At 28.6% G+C, this 19,834-nt stretch carries 14 protein-coding genes; 2 read left to right on the top strand and 12 right to left on the bottom strand.

Going from position 1 to position 19,834, the window contains the following annotated elements; all coding sequences use genetic code 11:
• Positions 1-73 precede the first annotated feature (73 nt).
• The 3 genes from DS884_RS12100 to DS884_RS12110 form a co-directional block, all read right to left on the bottom strand.
• Positions 74-631, bottom strand: a complete 558-nt coding sequence (locus DS884_RS12100; RefSeq protein WP_147239407.1) for a hypothetical protein — start codon at positions 629-631, stop codon at positions 74-76.
• A gap of 76 nt (positions 632-707) precedes the next feature.
• Positions 708-1,724: a UDP-glucose 4-epimerase GalE gene (gene galE, locus DS884_RS12105; protein ID WP_113786936.1), complete on the bottom strand. Its 1,017-nt coding sequence runs from the start codon at positions 1,722-1,724 to the stop codon at positions 708-710.
• Positions 1,725-1,957: 233 nt separating this feature from the next.
• On the bottom strand, positions 1,958-3,085 hold the full coding sequence (locus tag DS884_RS12110; RefSeq protein WP_113786937.1) for a DegT/DnrJ/EryC1/StrS family aminotransferase: 1,128 nt from the start codon (positions 3,083-3,085) through the stop codon (positions 1,958-1,960).
• A gap of 170 nt (positions 3,086-3,255) precedes the next feature.
• Between DS884_RS12110 and DS884_RS12115 the strand changes: the two genes are divergently transcribed.
• A complete protein-coding gene (locus tag DS884_RS12115; protein ID WP_113786938.1) occupies positions 3,256-5,661 on the top strand; it encodes an ATP-binding protein in 2,406 nt (801 codons plus the stop codon).
• Here the strand turns inward: DS884_RS12115 and DS884_RS12120 are convergent.
• Together DS884_RS12120 and DS884_RS12125 are read right to left on the bottom strand one after the other, a co-directional pair.
• Positions 5,654-6,988: a sigma-54-dependent transcriptional regulator gene (locus tag DS884_RS12120; RefSeq protein WP_113786939.1), complete on the bottom strand. Its 1,335-nt coding sequence runs from the start codon at positions 6,986-6,988 to the stop codon at positions 5,654-5,656. The two genes, DS884_RS12115 and DS884_RS12120, sit on opposite strands and share 8 nt — an antisense overlap.
• 112 nt (positions 6,989-7,100) lie before the next feature.
• On the bottom strand, positions 7,101-7,424 hold the full coding sequence (locus DS884_RS12125) for a hypothetical protein (protein ID WP_093868623.1): 324 nt from the start codon (positions 7,422-7,424) through the stop codon (positions 7,101-7,103).
• A gap of 268 nt (positions 7,425-7,692) precedes the next feature.
• On the opposite strand from DS884_RS12125, the gene DS884_RS12130 reads away from it, so the two are divergent.
• Positions 7,693-10,077 (top strand): penicillin acylase family protein, encoded by a 2,385-nt coding sequence (locus DS884_RS12130; protein ID WP_113786940.1) that lies wholly within the window; start codon positions 7,693-7,695, stop codon positions 10,075-10,077.
• 42 nt (positions 10,078-10,119) lie between these two features.
• Here DS884_RS12130 and DS884_RS12135 read toward each other — a convergent pair whose 3' ends face one another.
• The 7 genes from DS884_RS12135 to DS884_RS12170 form a co-directional block, all read right to left on the bottom strand.
• Positions 10,120-11,460, bottom strand: a complete 1,341-nt coding sequence (locus DS884_RS12135) for a DUF3526 domain-containing protein (protein ID WP_113786941.1) — start codon at positions 11,458-11,460, stop codon at positions 10,120-10,122.
• A 2-nt stretch (positions 11,461-11,462) separates the two neighbouring features.
• Entirely contained in the window at positions 11,463-12,908 is a 1,446-nt protein-coding gene (locus DS884_RS12140; RefSeq protein ID WP_113786942.1) for an ABC transporter permease, read from the bottom strand.
• Between the two features lie 5 nt (positions 12,909-12,913).
• A complete protein-coding gene (locus tag DS884_RS12145; protein WP_113786943.1) occupies positions 12,914-15,412 on the bottom strand; it encodes a TonB-dependent receptor in 2,499 nt (832 codons plus the stop codon).
• A 25-nt stretch (positions 15,413-15,437) separates the two neighbouring features.
• Complete coding sequence (locus tag DS884_RS12150) at positions 15,438-16,130, bottom strand: ABC transporter ATP-binding protein (protein ID WP_093868628.1); 693 nt, start codon at positions 16,128-16,130, stop codon at positions 15,438-15,440.
• Between the two features lie 548 nt (positions 16,131-16,678).
• Complete coding sequence (locus tag DS884_RS12160; protein WP_093868712.1) at positions 16,679-17,416, bottom strand: nitroreductase family protein; 738 nt, start codon at positions 17,414-17,416, stop codon at positions 16,679-16,681.
• A gap of 7 nt (positions 17,417-17,423) precedes the next feature.
• A complete protein-coding gene (locus DS884_RS12165) occupies positions 17,424-18,797 on the bottom strand; it encodes an aldehyde dehydrogenase (RefSeq protein WP_113786945.1) in 1,374 nt (457 codons plus the stop codon).
• A 5-nt stretch (positions 18,798-18,802) separates the two neighbouring features.
• Positions 18,803-19,834: an alkane 1-monooxygenase gene (locus DS884_RS12170; RefSeq protein WP_093868631.1), complete on the bottom strand. Its 1,032-nt coding sequence runs from the start codon at positions 19,832-19,834 to the stop codon at positions 18,803-18,805.

The following is a 19,834-nucleotide window of genomic DNA, read 5'->3' on the forward strand; positions in this document are numbered from 1 at the left end:
TCAGTAGTTCAATACTGTGGGGAATATTAGCTTGGAAAGACTCTATTAGTTGGTAATACTTTTGAATATAAGATTAGCAATCTATGTTATAAGAAGATCTAGTTGATTTTTTTGTCTTATTAAAGAAATTTATTTCAATATCTATTTGTTGAGTACCGTGAACTTTATCATTAAAACTTGTTTTTGATGTATATTCAATCCTATATTTTTTAAGAAAAGAATCTATTTCATATTTATCAAATTTTGCATTATGTAGTTTTCTTCTGTATTTTTTAATGTTATGATATGTTATTGTAAATATGCTAATACCAAGACTAATTATCAGAAATACAATTTCAATGGCATATCGGCTGTTTTCAGTAGACTTTAAAAGAGATATTCCATCAAATATAATAAAAGTTCCAATTGTTGAAAAAAGATAAAAACTTAAATGAATTGATATTTTATCTTTCTTTATAACTTCTAGTTCTATATTAACTGATTCTAATATTTGTTGTAAATCTTTGCTAAAATCAATTTTAGTACAATATATTTTAAAATCAGGTTTTTTATTTGTTAAACTACATATCAATCCATTTTTCAATTCCATTTGTTTATTTTTACATAAATCACAATGTTTTGAATAATTCATTAGATAGTTTATTGATTTTTTTAGTATAAGTATAGACGATAATAGTTTTCACGATACTATATAGATAGTATTTATTCTATACATTATTGCTTTTTTGTTGCCACTTCCAAGCTGATAGTAGAGCTTCCTCTAAACTTTTTTCAGCTTTCCAGTTAAGTTGTTCGTTTGCGTTTTTTGTACTTGCAAATGCACTAGTAACGTCTCCTTCACGTTTAGCAACAAACTTATAATTTAGATTTACACCAGTGCACTTTTCAAAAGTTTTAATAATTTCTAAAACCGAAGTGCCAATTCCAGTACCTATATTAAAAAAGTTAAAAGACTTTGTATTCTTTTTTTCTAATAGACGATTTAATGCAGCTATGTGTGCTTTTGCAAGGTCAACTACATGTATGTAATCTCGAATAGCAGTTCCATCAGGAGTTTCATAATCATTACCAAATATAGATAATTCCTTTCTTATCCCAGCAGCAGTTTGTGTTACATAAGGAATTAAATTTTGAGGGATACCTAAAGGTAATTCACCTATTTTAATACTTGGATGCGCTCCAATAGGATTAAAATACCTTAAAGCAATTGCATTCATAGCATAAGCTTTACAACTTTCTTTAATTATTTCTTCTCCAATTTGTTTAGTGTTTCCATATGGAGATTCTGCAGTTTTAATTGGAGCATTTTCAGTTATGGGTAACTCATCTGATTGTCCATATACAGTACAAGAAGAACTAAAAATCAAGTTGTCAATATTATTATCACGCATTCCCTGTAATAAGTACACTAAACTTCCAATATTATTTTCATAATAATCTAATGGATTTTGAACACTTTCACCTACAGCTTTAAACGCAGCAAAGTGAATAACACCATCAATTTTTTTATTTTTAAAGAAATCTAGAACATTAGATTTTATTTTTAGATCAAGCTTATAAAATTCTGGTTTTACTCCTGTTATTTCTGTAATATTATCTAAAACTTCAATTTTTGAGTTTGATAAATCATCAATAATAATTACTTTAAAACCAGAGTTTTGTAATTCTACTACAGTATGAGAACCAATGAACCCTAATCCTCCAGTAACTAAAATTTTTTTCATGACTTTATTTTTTGTGTGAATTTGTTTGCTATTATTTATAATTACTATGTAAAAAAATTATAACTAATAGCTTATCTGAATATTCTATTTACAAAGTTATAGCAAGTTCTTTTTATTTTTTGAAAAAAATAAAAAGAACTTAGCTTCAAATAAATCCTATTAAAAATGTAAACTATATCTTTTCTAATGATTTTTTTGAAGTTAAGTTCTTCCTCGATTGACAAATTAAATGGTTATTTTAAAAACTCAGAAACAGTATTAGTAATAAATACTAATTGTTCCTCATCTAATTCTGTATGCATTGGTAATGAAATTACTTCATCAATTAACTGGTTAGTTATTTTAAAGTCTTCTTCATTATATCGATCATCCTGATATGCTTTTTGAGCATGTAAAGGAACAGGGTAATAAATAGCATTAGGAATTCCATTATCTAGTAGGTGCTTATGTAGCTCATTACGCTTACCGTTTGTAACTCTAAAAGTGTATTGATGAAAAACATGTGTGGTAAAGTCACTAATAACTGGAGTTACAATACTTGAATTGTTAGCAAATGAATTTGAATAATACGAAGCAGCTTTTCTTCTAGCTTCACAATAATTATCTAGTAAAGGTAATTTTGTTTTTAAAACTGCAGCTTGTACACTATCTAAACGTGAATTAACTCCCACAACATCATGATAATAACGTTTATACATTCCATGATTTACCATTCCTCTTAATGTATGTGCTAATTCATCATCATTAGTGAAAATAGCACCACCATCACCATAGCATCCTAGGTTTTTTGATGGGAAAAATGAAGTAGTACCCACATGCCCCATAGTACCAGCTTTCTTTTTTGTTCCATCAGTAAAAGTGTAATCTGCACCAATAGCTTGAGCATTGTCTTCAATTACAAACAAATTATGCTCTTTAGCAATAGTTAAAATAGCTTCCATATTAGCACATTGACCAAACAGATGTACAGGAACAATAGCCTTTGTTTTTGGAGTTATAGCTTTTTTTAGAGCTTCAATGTCTATGTTGTAAGTATCAAGTTCAACGTCAACTAATACAGGTGTTAATTTAAGTAAACCAATAACTTCTACAGTTGCAGCAAAAGTAAAATCAACAGTAATAACTTCATCACCAGGTTGTAATCCTAATCCCATCATTGCAATTTGCAAAGCATCAGTTCCGTTAGCACAAGGAATAACGTGTTTAACGTTTAAATACTTTTCTAAGTCGGCCTGAAATTCTTTAACATAAGGCCCATTAATATAAGCTGATGAATTTAAAACTTCCTGAATTGACGTATCAACAACGTCTTTTATTTTTTGATATTGACCTTGTAGATCAACCATTTGTATTTTTTTCATTGGTAGAATGAATTTTTATAATTACAAAAATACAAACAATCTTTTATTGTTTTTACTAATTATATATTAATACAAGTAATGTTAGCAGATATGGTGTTTTTAAGCAACAAAGATTAGAATGCATCGTTGTTGTTACAAAAGAATAATTCGAATATTTTTATACTGTTTTTATGAAATTATTAAAGCATAAAATAACGTTTAAGGTTTTAATGGGATATATAATTCTGGGGTTTCTAGCAATTATTTCTGGAGCATTATTGTTTTCTGAAATTAAAACCTTTATTTATATTCAAGAAGAGGGTATTGCTGATAAAAAAAGAATACTAAAAACAAGTAGTTTAATTGCTAGTATTTATGAAAACGAAAATCTAGGGAGAGCAGCTATCCAATTAAATTCTGCAAAAAAAATTAATGAGTATACTACAGAAAATAAATTATTGTTGTTAAAAATTGATTCACTTAATTTTATAATAGAAAATGCTATGCAAAAGAGTATTTTAGATAGTATAAAATTAGGCATCAATAAAAAGTATAAAAATATAACTAGTTTATATAGAATTTCTAGAAGAAATAATTCTGATAAATCTATAAATGAAGCTATCAATAAACTTAGATCTATAGATACTCTTTTGGGAAAAATTACGACTAAAGAGTTTGTTGAAAACTCAAAGTTTTTTGATAAAAGCACAAAACAAAGTTTAGAAGAGTATTTTAAATATATTAATAGTTTTGATGATGATAATAAAGATAAAAATATAAATCAGAAAGAAATAGATTCATTAGTATCTATTTCTAAAATAATACTACAAAAAGCTCAAAAGCAGAGTAATAATAAAAAGAAATTTTTACGAGTAAAAGAAAAAGAGCTAGTAGAGAACGATTTAATAATCTCGAGAAAGCTTATAGAGGTGCTTAATAGTTTAGAAAAAAGCATCATTTCTTATTCAAGTAATATTCATAATCAACATCAAAAAATGTTAAGTAGAAGCAAGAATATTATTCTATTAGCTGGTGGAGTTAGCTTTATTATAATCGTTTTCTTTTCATTTATTATACTAAATGATTTTTGGAAGAGTCAACATTATAGAATAGAGTTAGAAAATGCAAATATTAAAACGTCTTCACTTTTAAAAAGTAGAGAACAATTAATTTCAATGGTAAGCCATGATTTAAGGACTCCTTTAAGTACAGTAATTGGTTACAGTGAATTATTACAAAAGTCAATAAACAATACTAAAGAAAAGAATCAAGTAACTCATATACAAACTGCCTCAGTGTATATGAGAAAGTTAGTGGAAGATTTATTAGAGTTTTCAAAGCTTGAAAATGGAGAAATAGGTATTGAGTGTATTCCTTTTAACATAGAAAAGCATTTGAATGAAGTGTTTGAAAATGCTAATAACTTAATAAAAGAAAAACCCGTTAAAATTATTTTAAAATCCGATAAAGCTTTTAATAAGAATATATTGAGTGATCCTTTTAGAATAAAACAAATCCTTTATAATTTAGTAACTAACTCTTGTAAATTCACAAACAATGGCGTTATAAAAATTGAAGCTAAACTTCAAACTATAAGTCATAAAAAATATTTAGAAGTTACAGTTAGTGATACTGGATTAGGAATAGATGAAAGTGAGCAAGAAAAAATATTTAAGCCTTTTTCACAATTACAATTAAATGAAAAAGGGAAAAAAGGATTTGGTTTAGGCTTAACTATTTCTAAAAAACTTACAGAATTATTAGGAGGAACTTTAACTTTAAAAAGTAATTTGGGTGAAGGAAGTGTTTTTATTTTAAAAATCCCAATACGATTTTCAGAAAATACCTTACCGAAAGAAAAGAAGCAACCTATAAAATTTAAAAATAAATTAAAGGCTATAGTTGTAGAAGATGATGTAACTATAAGAGAGCTTTTAAAGAATATTTTTGAGCAATTAGGGATACAAGTTGTTCTATTTACTAACGGACAAAATGCTCTTAAAAGTATTAATGAATTAGTATATGACTTTGTTTTAACAGATATACAACTTCCAAAAATGAATGGAATACAATTTATGGAAACGCTAAAAAAAATGAGTTCGTACAAGCAGCAACCAATAATAGCTATGACTGGTAGAGCGAGTTTTTCTAAAAAAGAATATATAGAAATTGGTTTTTCGGATATATTATTAAAACCATTTTCAATGGTTAAATTAGAGTGCTTGATTCAGAGTTTTTTTAGTGAAAAAGATCTAGAACCACCAAGCAAATTAAAACTGAAAACTTACAGCTTTCTGTCCTTGAAAGAATTTCTTAATAATGATGAAACAGAAGTAAAAAATATGTTAGCTCTTTTTTTGAAGGAGACAAAAAAAAATAGTGCAAATTTAGAAAAGGCTATTAGTGAAGAAGACATAGTTAGTTTTAACAATGTCAGTCATAAAATGTTAAGTATGTTTAAACAAATTGAAGCAACTGATATTGTAGAATTCTTAGAAGCTTTTGAAACAACCACAAGAATAAATGATTCTATATATGAAAATTTTAAAGCAAATTTGGAATGCTTTGTTTTAGAACTTGAAAATTACCTCAATTAAGGTTGTATTCGTTTATTTTATTATAGAGAGTTTTTCTTGTAATGTTTAAAAGTTTAGCGGCCTTAGTTTTATTATTTCCTACTTTATTCAAAACTTTTAAAATAAGTTTCTTTTCATTTTCTTTTGTAGAGAATTTAATTGAAGTTGATTTTTCTTCCTCCACATATATTAATTCATCAGGGAGTGTATGTTTTTCTATGATTTTAGTTTGAGTTAGAAGTGTAGCTCTTTTAATTATATTTGATAATTCTCTTAGGTTACCTGGCCAATGATAAGATTGAAATATAGTTAAAACCTGTTGTGAAAAACCAATAACAGATTTGTTAAGTTGTTGATTGGCTTTGTTAAGAAAAAAGTCAGCATATAAAATTAAGTCATCGTTTCTATCTTTTAAACTAGGTGTTTTAATAGAAAACTCATTAATACGATGATATAAATCTTCACGAAAATCACCCTCTTCTACAGCTTTTAATAAGTTTTCATTAGTTGCTGTGATTAATCGAATATTTACAGTTATTTCTTCACTGCTTCCTACAGGTTTTATTTTACGCTCTTGTAAAGCGCGTAATAATTGTATTTGATTTTCATAGCTTAAGTTTCCAATTTCATCTAAAAAAAGAGTTCCATTGTTAGCTGCTTCAAAGTGACCAGTTTTATGGTTAGTAGCGCCAGTAAAAGCACCTTTTTTGTGTCCAAAAAACTCACTGGAAGCAATTTCTTTAGGAATAGCTCCACAATCTACAGCTATAAATGGGTGATTTTTTCTTGTACTTTGTTTATGAATAGTTTTAGCAACAACTTCTTTACCAGTACCACTTTGACCGTTAATAAGTACAGACATGTTAGTTGGTGCTACTAAATCAATATACTCATATAAAGCTCTTGAAGCTGAACTAATACCTTTGATAAATTGAGTGTTGTTTTCTCCTTTTTCTTGTATTAGTGTTTTGGTTATTATATTTTTTTTTGATTTTTCTTCTAAAGCATTTTTTATTACTTCAATAACTTCATCAGGGTTAAATGGTTTAGAAACATAATCAAAAGCACCTTGTTTCATTGCTTGAACAGCTGTTGAAACTTCAGCATAACTTGTCATTAGTACAACAGGAATGTTATTGTTTTTTTTTACTTGTTTTAAAAAGTTAATACCATCACCATCGGGAAGACGAAGATCTGTAAAAATTAAATTGTAGGAGTTTTTTTTTAATAAAGTAAAGGCATTCTTAATAGTATAACTAATGTCAACGATGTATTGGTTACGTTCAAGAAAATGTTTTAACATTTTTGAAAAAGTAATATCGTCTTCAATTAATAAAATCTTGTTCATAAAATGGTTGTACTCTTATTAAGTTAGTGAGGTTTACTCTTTATAGAATAAAAAAAAGAGCGTTTTATTTAAAACGCTCTTTTTAAGAGAAAATTGAAAGGAAAACAGAAAATTATTTTTTAAGATTACTTATCTCTTTTTCATCTAACCAATTACCATCTTTATCAGCATAAATAATTTTTATTTCTTTATTAATACTAAGTTCTAGTTTGTATTGATTGTGTTGATTAATATATGCTTTATTTACTTTTGCTGTAGTAAAATCCTTTTTTAGAGCTTTATTTAAAGCAGAAGGCAATTTATCTAATGAGATTTCTTTAAAAGAATCGTTTTTAAAACAATATGTGGTGTTTGTAAGTGGTGTTTCATTATTAGTAATAGCATATGACGAAACTGTTCCTGCAAAAATAGCTGTAGCTAAAATTAATTTTTTCATGACTTAAATAGTTTATAATTATTATTTGCATTAGATATTGAAATAAACATGCCATCGTATTTTAAGATTACTTCCAGAGTTTTTAATGTATTGTATTTCAGCGCTTTGTTTTTTATTAGGTGTTTTTTTGCTATTTATACTTTGTGTACAAAGTGTGTATTATAAAATTATGAGTGTGTAAAAAATACACTGTTAAAACCCAAGCTAAAAAGTTAAGACGTATAATAAACAAACTAAATTTCTTTTATATTTGATGAAAAACAGATTTATGACTGTGTTTAAAAAATTATTAAAGGTAATTTTAGTTTTATTGATTTTACTATTTATAGGGATTTGGTTGTTTACCAATAGTTTAAAGCCTGTGTATAATGGTGAAGTAGCTTTAGCCAACATATCTGAAAAAGTAACAGTATATTATGATGAAGTTGGAGTTCCACATATTAATGCTGAAAATGAAAAAGATGCCTATAAAGCTTTAGGGTATGTTCATGCACAAGATAGATTGTGGCAAATGGAACTAATAAGAAGAATAGCTGCGGGTAGATTATCTGAAATTTTTGGAAAAGAATTATTACGAGTTGACACGTTTTTTTCTGGATTAGGAATTGAGGAAGCAACAAAAAAAACAATAGAAAGATTAGATAAAAACTCACAATCATATCAATTAACACAATCATATTTAGATGGAATAAATCAATTTATGCAAGAAGGAGCAACACCTTTAGAGTTTTATATGGTAGGTGTAGATAAGGAAAAGTACACTTTAAGTGATATTTATAATGTGTATGGTTATATGGCGTTTAGTTTTGCTGTTGCTCATAAAACAGATCCTTTATTAACTGAAGTGAAGGAAAAATTAGGAGATGCTTATTTCGATGAACTTAATGGAGCTACGTTTGATAATTTAACAGTTATTAAAAACGAAAAAAATCCTGAATTAAAAGCTAGTTTTGCTAAAGCAATTAATACTTTATTAGAAAAGCTACCAGTATCTCCATTTATTGGAAGTAATTCATGGGTCATTGGACCGGAAAAAACTAAAAATGGAAAAGTGATTTTTGCTAATGATCCACATATAGGGTTTTCTCAACCTTCTGTATGGTACCAATCCCATATTAAAACGCCTAGTTATGAAATGTATGGTTTTAATTTAGCATTAACTCCATTTCCTTTATTAGGTCATAATAAAGATTATGCTTACGGATTAACAATGTTTGAAAATGATGATGTAGATTTTTATTATGAACAAAATAACCCAGATAATGCTTTAGAATATAAAACACCTTTAGGTTATGAAAAGTATAAATTGATAAATAAAACCATAAAAGTTAAAGGAGAAAAAGACACTACATATCAAGTAAAGGTTAGTAAGCACGGTCCAATAATGAATGGATTGATTGAATTTCTAGATGATACTCGTCCTATAGCTATGCAGTGGGTTTATACGAAGTTAAATAATGAGTTATTAGATGTTTCTTATGAAATGTCTCATGCTAACTCTTTATCTGATTTTAAAAAAGGAGCTAGTAAATTACACGCACCTGGATTGAATATTATGTATGGTGATGCTAAAAATAATATAGCCTGGTTTGCATCAGGGAAGTTATATAAATACAGAGACAGTTTAAATACTAAATTAATTTTAGATGGTGCTTCTGGAGAAGATGAGATATTGAGTTATTTGGATTTTGAGGAAAACCCTCAAGCAATAAATCCAAAAAACAACTATGTGTATTCAGCAAATAATCAACCAGATTCTATTGCTGGAATGCTATATCCTGGTTATTATTTACCTGAAAATAGAGCAAGAAGAATAGAGAATTTACTAGATGCTAAAAATGATTTCACAAAAGAAGATGTAGCTAAAATGATATATGATGTAACTTCAGTAACAGCTCCTGAAGTTATTGGTCATTTGATAAAAAGCATTGATAAATTTAAATTATCTCCTAGTGAAAAAAAAGCACTACAAATATTAAAAGCATGGAATGGGGTATTTGAAAAAGAACAAGTAGCTCCAGTTGTTTATAATCGCTTATGGTATGAGTTTGTACAAAATACTTTTAAAGATGAAATGGGAGATGCTTTAGAGCAATTTGTAAGTACTCCTCTTGAAGAAAAAGTAGTAGCAAGTCAAGTAAAAAAGAAAGTATCAGTTTGGTGGGATGATATTACAACGAAAGATAAAATAGAAACAAAGGAAGAGATAGTTACGAAATCATTTAAGAAAGCAATACTGTTTTTACAAAATCAATTAGGAGAAAATGTTGATGATTGGAGATGGGAAAGAGTAGCATCTGTAGAATATGAGCATGCTATAGGTAAAGCAGGAGGGCTTTTACGTAAGCTGTTTAATGTAGGTCCTTTTAAAACTATAGGGGGCGACCAAGTAATTAACAATCAGATTTATAAAATTGATAGTACTGGATATTATAAAGTAAGTGCTGGGCCATCAACTAGAAGAATTATTGATTTTTCAGATGTAGAAAACAGTATGGCTATTTTACCAACAGGGCAATCAGGAAATGTATTTAGTTCGTACTATAAAAATCAAGCACAGAAATATTTAGATGGGAAGTTTGTAAAAATGAAATTGAATCAACAGGAGATACAGAAGAGTGAAAATGTGTTAATTTTTATACCAAAGAAATAAATTATAGCCCAATCATAATAAAAATATGATTAGGCTATAAAATTAAATCTTTCTTAACTTTATAATTCCAAATAGTAATAAAAGGAAAGTAATTATAGTGATTGGAAGTATGTTTTTTACCCAAGAAGTAGAGCTATTCTTTTTGTAAATTTCAGGTGTAAAATTATTCCAATTAACGCTATTTGCTGAATTTTCATCAAATATTTTTGGATAAAATTCTAAACGTAGTTTTTCATGAAATTCAGTGGTTGCATTTAAAAAACTTATATGATTAGTAAGGCTTGTTCCAGCAATATCATTCATAACTAACTGAGTTTGCATAGGAGGGAAAAACTGTGCTATTTGTTTACTTAGTTTTTCTCTTTTAAGTATTTTTTCGCGTAAGGAGTTGCTTTCTTTTTTTGACTCATCATCACCCATTTGCTGCATTGCATAATACCACAACCAAGAAAAACCTTTTTCCTGTAACTTATAATCTGAAAATTGAGGATAATGTGCATAAAACTTATCTAAAGTTTCTTTTTTATCGGTATCCCATTTTTTGTGATATCCGTCTCTTTGCTTAATAGTCATTGTAAATGCTTCATCTACTGGATATTTGTTTGTTATATAATTGTTTGCCAAAACTGGTAAAAAAACTACTAAAAGTAACCAGCTACATAGTAATACAATTGCATTTGTATTTGAAGATTTTCTAAACATGATTACAAAAAAACAAATGGCAAACCAAAATGAAATATACAAGTAGCTAATTATAATAATCTTTAGAAAATTTACACTAAAAGAAATTTCTAAAATAATCTTAGCGAATAAAAAAAGTAACCCTAAAATAATAAAAACGAAACCAATTCTTATAGAGAATTTCTTTAACAAAAAGTTGAATGATGATTTTCCTTGAATAGTAATCATTTTCCAAGTTCCTTTTTCTATTTCTTCCGATAAAATATTGAAATTTAACGCGATAATAATTAGTGGGAAAAGAAAAATAATGAGAAAACTAATGTCTAAATTCCCAACAAGTAAACGCATTGGATTTACTAAGTCAGTATTGTACTTTTGGCCTTCTAAGTTTAAAATAGTAACATTTTGTATATGAGAATTCAAATCACTTTGGCCAATAGATATTCCAGCTAAAGAACTTACAGGATTGATGTAAGAAAACTTTAAATAATATAAAAGTAATCCTAAATCGTTTTTATGAAGATTCGTCTGTATTTTAATATGTTTTTTTTGTTCAATTTTGGCTTTGGCAATTACTTCTTGTTTTTGTGTTAAAAATTGTTTTCCTGTTCCTATACTCAAAAAACCTAAAACCATTAAGATTCCAAAAGCTAATACTACTATTTTTGACTTAAAAAAATGCTTAATTAATAAAGAATACATGGTTAAATAATTTTAAAACGTTTAGAATACTTAGTGATTAAAATTAGTACAAGTAGTAACCAAAAAAACAATGTAGAAATAGCTAATAATTGATTTTTTATGATTTTCTGAATCGGAATATACCTATAACTAAATTTAGGAGCAGATTTCCAATAGGACCTATCAATAACATTAATTTTCCCTTCACTGCTTGTTGCTTTATTACTAATAAATTTCATTTGAAGTTTATTCATGTATTGCGATTGCTTGTATCTATATTTTTCTGTTTGAGATAAGAAATTTACATAGGTGTCAAAATCAGTCCCAGAAAAGCTCATTGACAAATTTTTAATCGCTAAGTATGGATTCAATAATACCAATCCATTAGAGATGCTATTTTGTTTTTTATAAGTATTTATCAATTTTTTATGTTGATTGTTATAAATTGTAGACGATTGTTCTTCTCCTTTACTCATTACAAACCCACTATAATTAAAAGGTAAATCTTTTATGTTTGTAACTTTATGTACCTTTAAAACTGAATCACGGAGTGAATTGAAATATGGATCATCAGGATCATGACTATCACCAATTTTAGAAACTTCTTCTTCAATAGCAGCTTTAAATTCAATTTTTGAAAGGTTTGGATATATTGAATTTCCTACAACTTGTGCCATTTTAGGAACGATAATGAAAAACAATAACCAAACACTTAATAAACTTAAGAGTGCTTTGTTTGAGTTTTGACTCTTTCCTGAGAATACTACAGTTACACAACATAAAATCATGTAAAACAGAATATAACTAACGGTTATTAACAATGATCTTGTAGTTATTGCACTATTGATTGTATCATTTTCTATAAAAGAAATTCCCCATAAAGAAAATAAAGATGGTAAAAAGAAAAGTGAAGAAACTAAAAATAATCCTAAAGATTTCCCTAAAAGTATTTCTTTAATACCAGCCCCCTGAATATAAATTATTTTAATCGTTCCGTTTTCTTTTTCTGAAGTAATTGCAGCGTATCCCAAAAAGAATATTATTAAAGGTAGAATTAGCTGTAATAACATGGTGATATTTAAATCACCAAAACGAACTAAGCCTGTAGATAAACTTGCTTCAGAAAAATTTGCTGTATTCTGCCTATGAGATTCTAAAAAAATAGAATTACCTGTAAAACTTTCTAGTCCAGAATCAAAAATACTTAATGGATGTTGTGCCCTAAAAACGAATGACCCAAAATGTGCCATTCTATGTGGATGTTTGTCTGGATTTTCATCCCAACTTTTTCTTGAAGATTCTTGATGATGTTCTACTGAATGATGCTTTTTTTCAAAAGCGGCCCAACTATTAGCAGTAACATACCCTAAAACTGCTAAATAAATAAATAAAAGCACTAAAAGACCTTTAGTAATAAAGGTCTTTTTAAAAAATTGCTTTGCTATTAAAATAACAAGTTTACTTTTCATGGTAATTAAAATTTATAGGTAGCATTTAGCATGAAGTTTCTTGGAGCTCCTGGACCTAATCTTGAAGGATTCAAACCTCCTAACCAATAAGTATTGTTAAATAAATTGTTTACTTTAAGAGTTAATTGCATACTTGTATTATTGGGTTTGTAATATACAGCGGCATCAAAAACAGTGTAATCTGGTAATAATACTCTATTAATAGCATATGTAGGGTTGTACCAAGTATATCTTTCATCTACATATTGGGCACCAAAACCGATTCCAATACCTTTTAAAGTTTCATTCTTAAAATTGTAACGTCCCCAGAAGTTTGCATTATGCTTTGGAGCTCCTCCTATTCGTGCTCCAATAAATTCAGGTATTGCATCTTCTACAATTTTAGCATCTGTATAACCGTAAGAAACTGTAAGTTGAAAATTTGATGTTATATAACCAGAAACATCAAATTCAAATCCTTTACTACGTTGCTTACCTCTTGTTGTTAAATTATCTAAATCATAAGTATTACCTAATAAGATATTTTTTTGAGTAATATCAAACAAAGCAATGTTTGCAAATATTCTACCATTTAAAAATTCTCCTTTTGCACCAATTTCTTTTAAACTACTTTCTAGTGGATCGAACCTGCTTGGTGAAGCCGCCCAAAAGAAACCTTCTGCTGTTGGCGATAATGAAACTGTATTTGTGTGAGGTTGGAAACCTTCTAAATAAGTTCCATATGCACTAATATTGTTAGTGATTTCATAAGTTAAACCAATTCTTGGTACAAATGCATTTGTTTTAAATTCTTTTTCATCCGCTTTATAATTAAAAATATCAGAAAACCATTCATATCTTAAGTTTATTAATGCGGAGAATTTTCCAATCTTAAATTGATTTTGAATGTATATTCCATCTGATGAATTTAAATTTGCAGGAATTGTTAATTCAGAAAGATTGTAAGCACTTGTGTTTCTTGCACCGTTAAAAGGGTTTTCTAAATCAAAATGAGGAACAGCAGGGACTGGCATTGTTACACCATTTACAACCATTTGTTGAAAGTTAGCTGCGTTACTTGGGTTAAAATTTGCTTGACCACCACTAACTGTTAAATAGCGTCTTGCTCTATTGAATCCTGCTCCAATTTTTCTTTCCCAACGTGAAGCATCATAACCAATCAATATTTTATTAGTAATGTTTCCTGCTTTAATATCGTAATTAAAATATGCACTAAAGTTATCTGTTTCCCAAAACTGTTGTCTTTTATCATATCTCATTCTTGCAAGTGTAGGAATTATAGTACCATTAATGTCAACAGCTGAACCGTCTATTCTGTGTTCAGCTAAATCTTCATCCCAAGTTTGCTTCATATATTGAGCATTAAAACCAAAGTTTTCAGAAAACTTTTTATTGAAGCTAGCCATAAATGTTAGCTCTTTTGTTTTGTAATGGTCGTTTGATGCGCCAACATTCATTGTAATAGGTGTACTATTGATATCATACTCACCATTTATTGCTCCAAAAATTGGCTGACCTCTATCTAAATTACCTTCGGCATTGTTGTAAATCAATTCTACATTAAATGAAGTGCTTTCATTAGGTATGTAACTTAAAGAAGGAGAAAATAAAATGGCATTGTTGTTTACAACATCTCTAAATGAATCTGCTTCTTGAAAAGCTGCGTTAACACGATATAATAATGTTTTTGACTCGTTTAGTGGCCCAGTAAAATCTGCGGTAGCTCTAATTGTACCAAAACTTCCAGTAGCTAAAGAAACTTCACTACGTTTTTCTAATAATGGTTTTTTTGTAACCATATTCACAGTTCCTCCTGGATCAGAACTAGAGAAAGTTACAGAAGAAGGTCCTTTGATAACTTCTACACGTTCTAAATGTGATGTTATTGGTTGTAAAAAGTAATACTGACGAGTACGCATACCGTTAACTATTTGACCATCATCAGCCTGAGTAATACCTCTAATATTGTAGTGATTGTATAAGCCAGTAGCAGATACATTACTTACTGTTTTTACAGCATCTGGTAATTGAAAAGCTAAACGATCAGAAATAAGTTCTTTAGTTACACTAGCTACAGCTTGTGGTAGTTCTTTATTTTTGATAGCTATTTTAGTTGCTGAAAAAGAATAATCACTGTTATAATCTTTTCTTGTTCTACCAATTATTTCAACCGATTGTAAATACTCATTAGATAAAGCTAGTATTATTTTTCCTAGGTCATAATTTTGTTTTGATGTAATTGTTATTTCCTGTTGGTAAGTTTTGTAACCTACATAAGATATTTGAATAGTATGCAATCCACCTTTTTTTGTTTCAAGATAAAATTTTCCGTTAAGGTCAGATGCAGTATGAGTTTTGTTATTGTTTTTGCTTACTATAACTGTAGCTCCATAAATAGGTTGCTTATTGGCATCTATTAGAACTCCACTAATTTTAGATTGTGAGTAGGCTATTTGATACACGCAAAATGTTATTGCGAATAGAATTAATTTATTAATTTTCATGTTGCTATATTTAAAAGGAATTATTTTATATTGTTTTGATGTATAATTCTTGTAATTGTTGTGCGTTAATAGTTGAAGTTTCAGCTGTATGAACTATTGTGCCTTGTTTCATGATACCTATTCTAGATCCTACATTTACCGCATTAAAAATATCATGAGTAGCCATAAGGATCCCTACTCCATTTTTAGCAAGTTTTTTGCAGATTTCTGTAAAATCAAAAGAAGCTTTAGGATCTAAACCAGAAGTAGGCTCATCCATTAAAATATATTTAGCATTTTTAGATAATGCAATAGCAATACCCACTTTTTGACGCATCCCTTTTGAATAAGTAGCTAACTTTTTTCGATGAGCCTCTTCTTGAAGTCCAACGGTGTTTAAAAAAGTAATTAACTCCTTTTCTGAATATTTAAAACCAGCTAATTGACTAAAGAAGTTTAAATTCTCCAGCCCAGTTAAATTTCTATATAACTGAACTATTTCAGGTATATAAGCTATGTTTTTTCTTACGTTACTATTATTAAGAGAAGAGCTGTTGTTTATAGTAGCGGTTCCTGACGTTGGTTTTAATAGTCCTAAAAAAATATTAATGGTGGTTGTTTTACCAGCACCATTTTGCCCTAGTAGGCAAAATATTTCTCCTGGAGCTACTGAAAAATTTAAATCTTTTAGTGCATGTTTATCCCCATAGCACATAGATAGGTTTATGGCTTGTAGCATTGAGTAGGTTTGTGTAATAATTTGTTTTGTGAAAAGAATTTCCTAGATTAAAAAGCGAATAAAAAATATTCTATATATACTTAATAAGTAAAAGTTTGATTACATATTAATTGCTTTATAAAAGGAATGGTATATTATAAGTAAAATGGTGGTGCTCTCGAATTTTCAGCTCCTATAAAGGAAGTTGTAAAATGTGAATTTATATAGTATACATTTAATCTTTGATAAAAAGTATTTATAAAATATTGTTGTTTATCAATATTCGTATATAAATTGTTTAGATTTAAATAACAGAAAGAGCACTCGTTTTCAGAATCGCTAACTTTAACAATATCTTTAGAAGATGTAACTTTTGTTGAATTGTGATGAAAAAAAGAGTGAAAAAAAACAGATAGGTGCATCATTATCATGAGTCCTAAAAAAAGTTTGCCTACTATTTTTTTGTGTTTTTTCACATGGCAAAGATATACATTTTTTCTTCTAACGCAACTTTGTTGCTTAATTGTGGTTTTAAAATTTTATCCGAACTGATTTTTGGTGTTAAAAACTTAAATTTTTTTATAAACTTCGTCAAAAGGTATTCTAAAGCGTTTTCCATAAACTCCTTCAGGTTTTCTAATACCACAAGAAACAATCATGTTGATTTCTGCACTAACTGGTAGACCTAAAACACGTTTTATACGCCAAGTATCTGAACCTTCCATAGGGCAAGTATCATACCCTTCTGAAGCCATTGATAACATAAAAGTTTGAGCAGCTAAACCACAAGTTTTATGAGCAACAATTCGCATGTCGCTGTTTTTAACTTCACGATATATTGGTTTAAATAGTCCTGTAATTAAAGTTAACAGGTATTTAAATATGCCTAAAATTCCGAAGAAATCAAAATATACAAATGGAATGAGTTTTCCATAATAGTTTCTTGCTACTTTTTCTCTACTACTTTGTTTGGATTTTGGAGTGTTTTTCCCAAAGGCTTCATCCATAAAATCTAAATTAGCTTTTGCGCGTTTCCTCCATAAATCTTTTCTAACTACAAAAACAACTAATTCTTGTGCTGTTTTTGCGGCGTTTTGATTAAAACACAATGGAGCTATTTTTGTAATAACCTCTTTAGAGGTTATATGATAAAACTCCCATAGTTGCATGTTACTGCTAGTAGGAGCTAAGCTAGCTTGTTCTATACATTTTTTTACAATAGAAGAATCAATTGTTTTGTTTTCATCATATATTCTTACAGAACGGCGATAATTAATAGCTTCTGATACTGTTTTTTGTTGTGTCATAATAGGGTTATCCAAGTTTCATTAAAGCTTTAAGTTGTTTTAATTTTCCTTTATATGGAGCATATCGAGTAGGAATATCTAACCATGTGCCTCTTGTTACTATTCCTTTTTTATGAGAGAAAGTGTCAAATGTTTGTTTTCCGTGGTAGCCTCCAATTCCACTTTCACCAACTCCACCAAAAGGTAATCTGTTATTTGCAAAATGTACAGTAGTATCATTTACAGTACCTCCTCCAAATGAATAACGTTTTATGATTTTTTTAGCAAAAGAATTACGATTAGTAAATACATATAATGCTAAAGGTTTGTCATAATTAGAAGTAATTTTTTCAATATCATTTTCATTTTCATAAGAAATAACTGGAAAAATAGGTCCAAAAATTTCACCTTTCATACACTCACTATCTAAGCTAGGTTCATCTAACAAGGTAGGTGAAATATAGTTGCTATCTTTATTGGTTTCACCACCAATTAATACCTTTTCATTGGTTAACATTTTAGCTAAACGATCAAAATTTCGAGCATTTACAATACGAGGGTAATCTAGAGATTCACTAGGATTATCACCATAAGCTTTTGATATTTCTTCTTTAAAATAACGAACAAAACTATCTTTAACAGTTTTATGAATTAATAAATAATCTGGAGCAATACACGTTTGTCCTCCGTTAATAAATTTACCCCATACAATTCGTTTAGCGGCTAATTTAATATTAGCTGTGTCATCAACAATACATGGGCTTTTACCTCCCAGTTCTAATGTTACGGGAGTTAAGTGCTCAGCAGCTGCTTTAGCAACAATTTTTCCAACAGGAACACTACCAGTAAAAAAGATATAGTCCCAACGTTGTACTAATAATTCCTGAGCAACTGGTACACCACCTTCAACAACAGTAACATGGTTGATGTCAAAAACATTTTCAATAATTTCTTTAGTTATTTTACTTGTATTAGGTGTTAATTCTGAAGGTTTTACAATAATTGTATTTCCAGCAGCTATAGCTCCAATTAAAGGAGAAAAAGCCAATTGATATGGGTAATTCCAAGGAGCAATAATTAAAACCGTTCCATAAGGTTCTTTGTATATCTTAGCAGAAGAGGGAAAGTTTAAAATAGAAGGTAAAACCCGTTTAGGTTTACTCCAAGAATGAATATTTTTAATAGTCATCCTTAATTCAGAAATCACAATAGAGATTTCTGTCATTACTGCTTCGTATTCCGGTTTTTTAAAATCATCGTACAAAGCTTTAATAATTTCACGTTCTCTTTTTATTAATTCTTTTAATAAGCGCTTTAAGATATTTTTTCTAAATGCTATATCTTTAGTTTGTTGGCTTGTAAAGAATTTTCTTTGATGCTGAATAAGTTGAGGGATGTTCATTTTGCTTAGAGTTCTTCTAGTTTTTTATTCATTAATTTGAACCATAATGGAGGAAATAGAGCTAGTAGCATCATTCCAGGATAACCCGTAGGCATTTGTGGGCTTTCAGGTAATGATTTTAATAATTGGTAATGTTTACTTCCATTATAATGATGATCTGAATGTCGAGATAAATTAAACAACATTGTTTTCCCGATTACATGATCAGAGTTCCAGGAATGTGTTCTTTTAACACGCTCATATCTTCCTCTTTCGTTTTTCTTACGTAATAGTCCGTAATGTTCAATATAGTTTACAGTTTCAAGTAATAAAATTCCTATTATTGCTGTGATTAAAAATATAAGAAGCATTTTTAATCCTAAGAAAAAGAATAAGCTACCTAGTAAAATAATATTACAAAAAGTATAGATTAACATTCTGTTTTGATAGTGAAACCAGCTTTTTTCTGAGTTTTTTAATCGTATGCTTTCTGTTTTCCAAGCCTGATAATAACTTTGAAAATGAGAGCGAAACCAAAAGAGGTAAATTATTTCATTTTTTCTTGCAGTAGCTGCGTCTTTAGGGGTTGCCACATTAAAATGATGACCAGCATTATGATAAGGTAGAAAGTGAGTATTTAAAGAGGTTAGTAATAAAACTTCTCCTAAAAATTCATCAAACCTATTATTTCGATGACCAAGTTCATGGCCAACATTGATACCTATAACACCACACATTAATCCCATAGCAAAAACTCTACCAATAGTATCTGTAAATGTAAGGTTAGGATCTTGCATTATAATAAAGAACCATCCTAAAAAGAATAACTGCAAAGGAACGGTGAAGTATAAGATGCCAGTATATATCTTATTTTCTTTTTCTATATCTTCTTGATCTTGTGTGAGGTTTTTTTTATCTGGAGAAAAAAAAAGTTCCAAAAAAGGTACAAGCCCAAAAAATGTAATTAGTGGTAAAAAAGTAAATAAGCCATTTTGTGTAAAAGAAATATATACTGTTAGTGGTAAAACTAAAATAGATAAATACTTGAAGGCTTTCAT

Source organism: Tenacibaculum sp. E3R01, assembly GCF_003318185.1.
Classification (GTDB): Bacteria; Bacteroidota; Bacteroidia; order Flavobacteriales; family Flavobacteriaceae; genus Polaribacter; species Polaribacter halocynthiae.

What these genes read in the sequence shown, in the direction of transcription:
- DS884_RS12100 (WP_147239407.1), bottom strand. Translation starts at nt 631, where the DNA reads ATGAATTATTCAAAACATTGTGATTTATGTAAAAATAAACAAATGGAA.
- galE (WP_113786936.1), bottom strand. Translation starts at nt 1,724, where the DNA reads ATGAAAAAAATTTTAGTTACTGGAGGATTAGGGTTCATTGGTTCTCAT.
- DS884_RS12110 (WP_113786937.1), bottom strand. Translation starts at nt 3,085, where the DNA reads ATGAAAAAAATACAAATGGTTGATCTACAAGGTCAATATCAAAAAATA.
- DS884_RS12115 (WP_113786938.1), top strand. Translation starts at nt 3,256, where the DNA reads ATGAAATTATTAAAGCATAAAATAACGTTTAAGGTTTTAATGGGATAT.
- DS884_RS12120 (WP_113786939.1), bottom strand. Translation starts at nt 6,988, where the DNA reads ATGAACAAGATTTTATTAATTGAAGACGATATTACTTTTTCAAAAATG.
- DS884_RS12125 (WP_093868623.1), bottom strand. Translation starts at nt 7,424, where the DNA reads ATGAAAAAATTAATTTTAGCTACAGCTATTTTTGCAGGAACAGTTTCG.
- DS884_RS12130 (WP_113786940.1), top strand. Translation starts at nt 7,693, where the DNA reads ATGACTGTGTTTAAAAAATTATTAAAGGTAATTTTAGTTTTATTGATT.
- DS884_RS12135 (WP_113786941.1), bottom strand. Translation starts at nt 11,460, where the DNA reads ATGTATTCTTTATTAATTAAGCATTTTTTTAAGTCAAAAATAGTAGTA.
- DS884_RS12140 (WP_113786942.1), bottom strand. Translation starts at nt 12,908, where the DNA reads ATGAAAAGTAAACTTGTTATTTTAATAGCAAAGCAATTTTTTAAAAAG.
- DS884_RS12145 (WP_113786943.1), bottom strand. Translation starts at nt 15,412, where the DNA reads ATGAAAATTAATAAATTAATTCTATTCGCAATAACATTTTGCGTGTAT.
- DS884_RS12150 (WP_093868628.1), bottom strand. Translation starts at nt 16,130, where the DNA reads ATGCTACAAGCCATAAACCTATCTATGTGCTATGGGGATAAACATGCA.
- DS884_RS12160 (WP_093868712.1), bottom strand. Translation starts at nt 17,416, where the DNA reads ATGACACAACAAAAAACAGTATCAGAAGCTATTAATTATCGCCGTTCT.
- DS884_RS12165 (WP_113786945.1), bottom strand. Translation starts at nt 18,797, where the DNA reads ATGAACATCCCTCAACTTATTCAGCATCAAAGAAAATTCTTTACAAGC.
- DS884_RS12170 (WP_093868631.1), bottom strand. Translation starts at nt 19,834, where the DNA reads ATGAAAGCCTTCAAGTATTTATCTATTTTAGTTTTACCACTAACAGTA.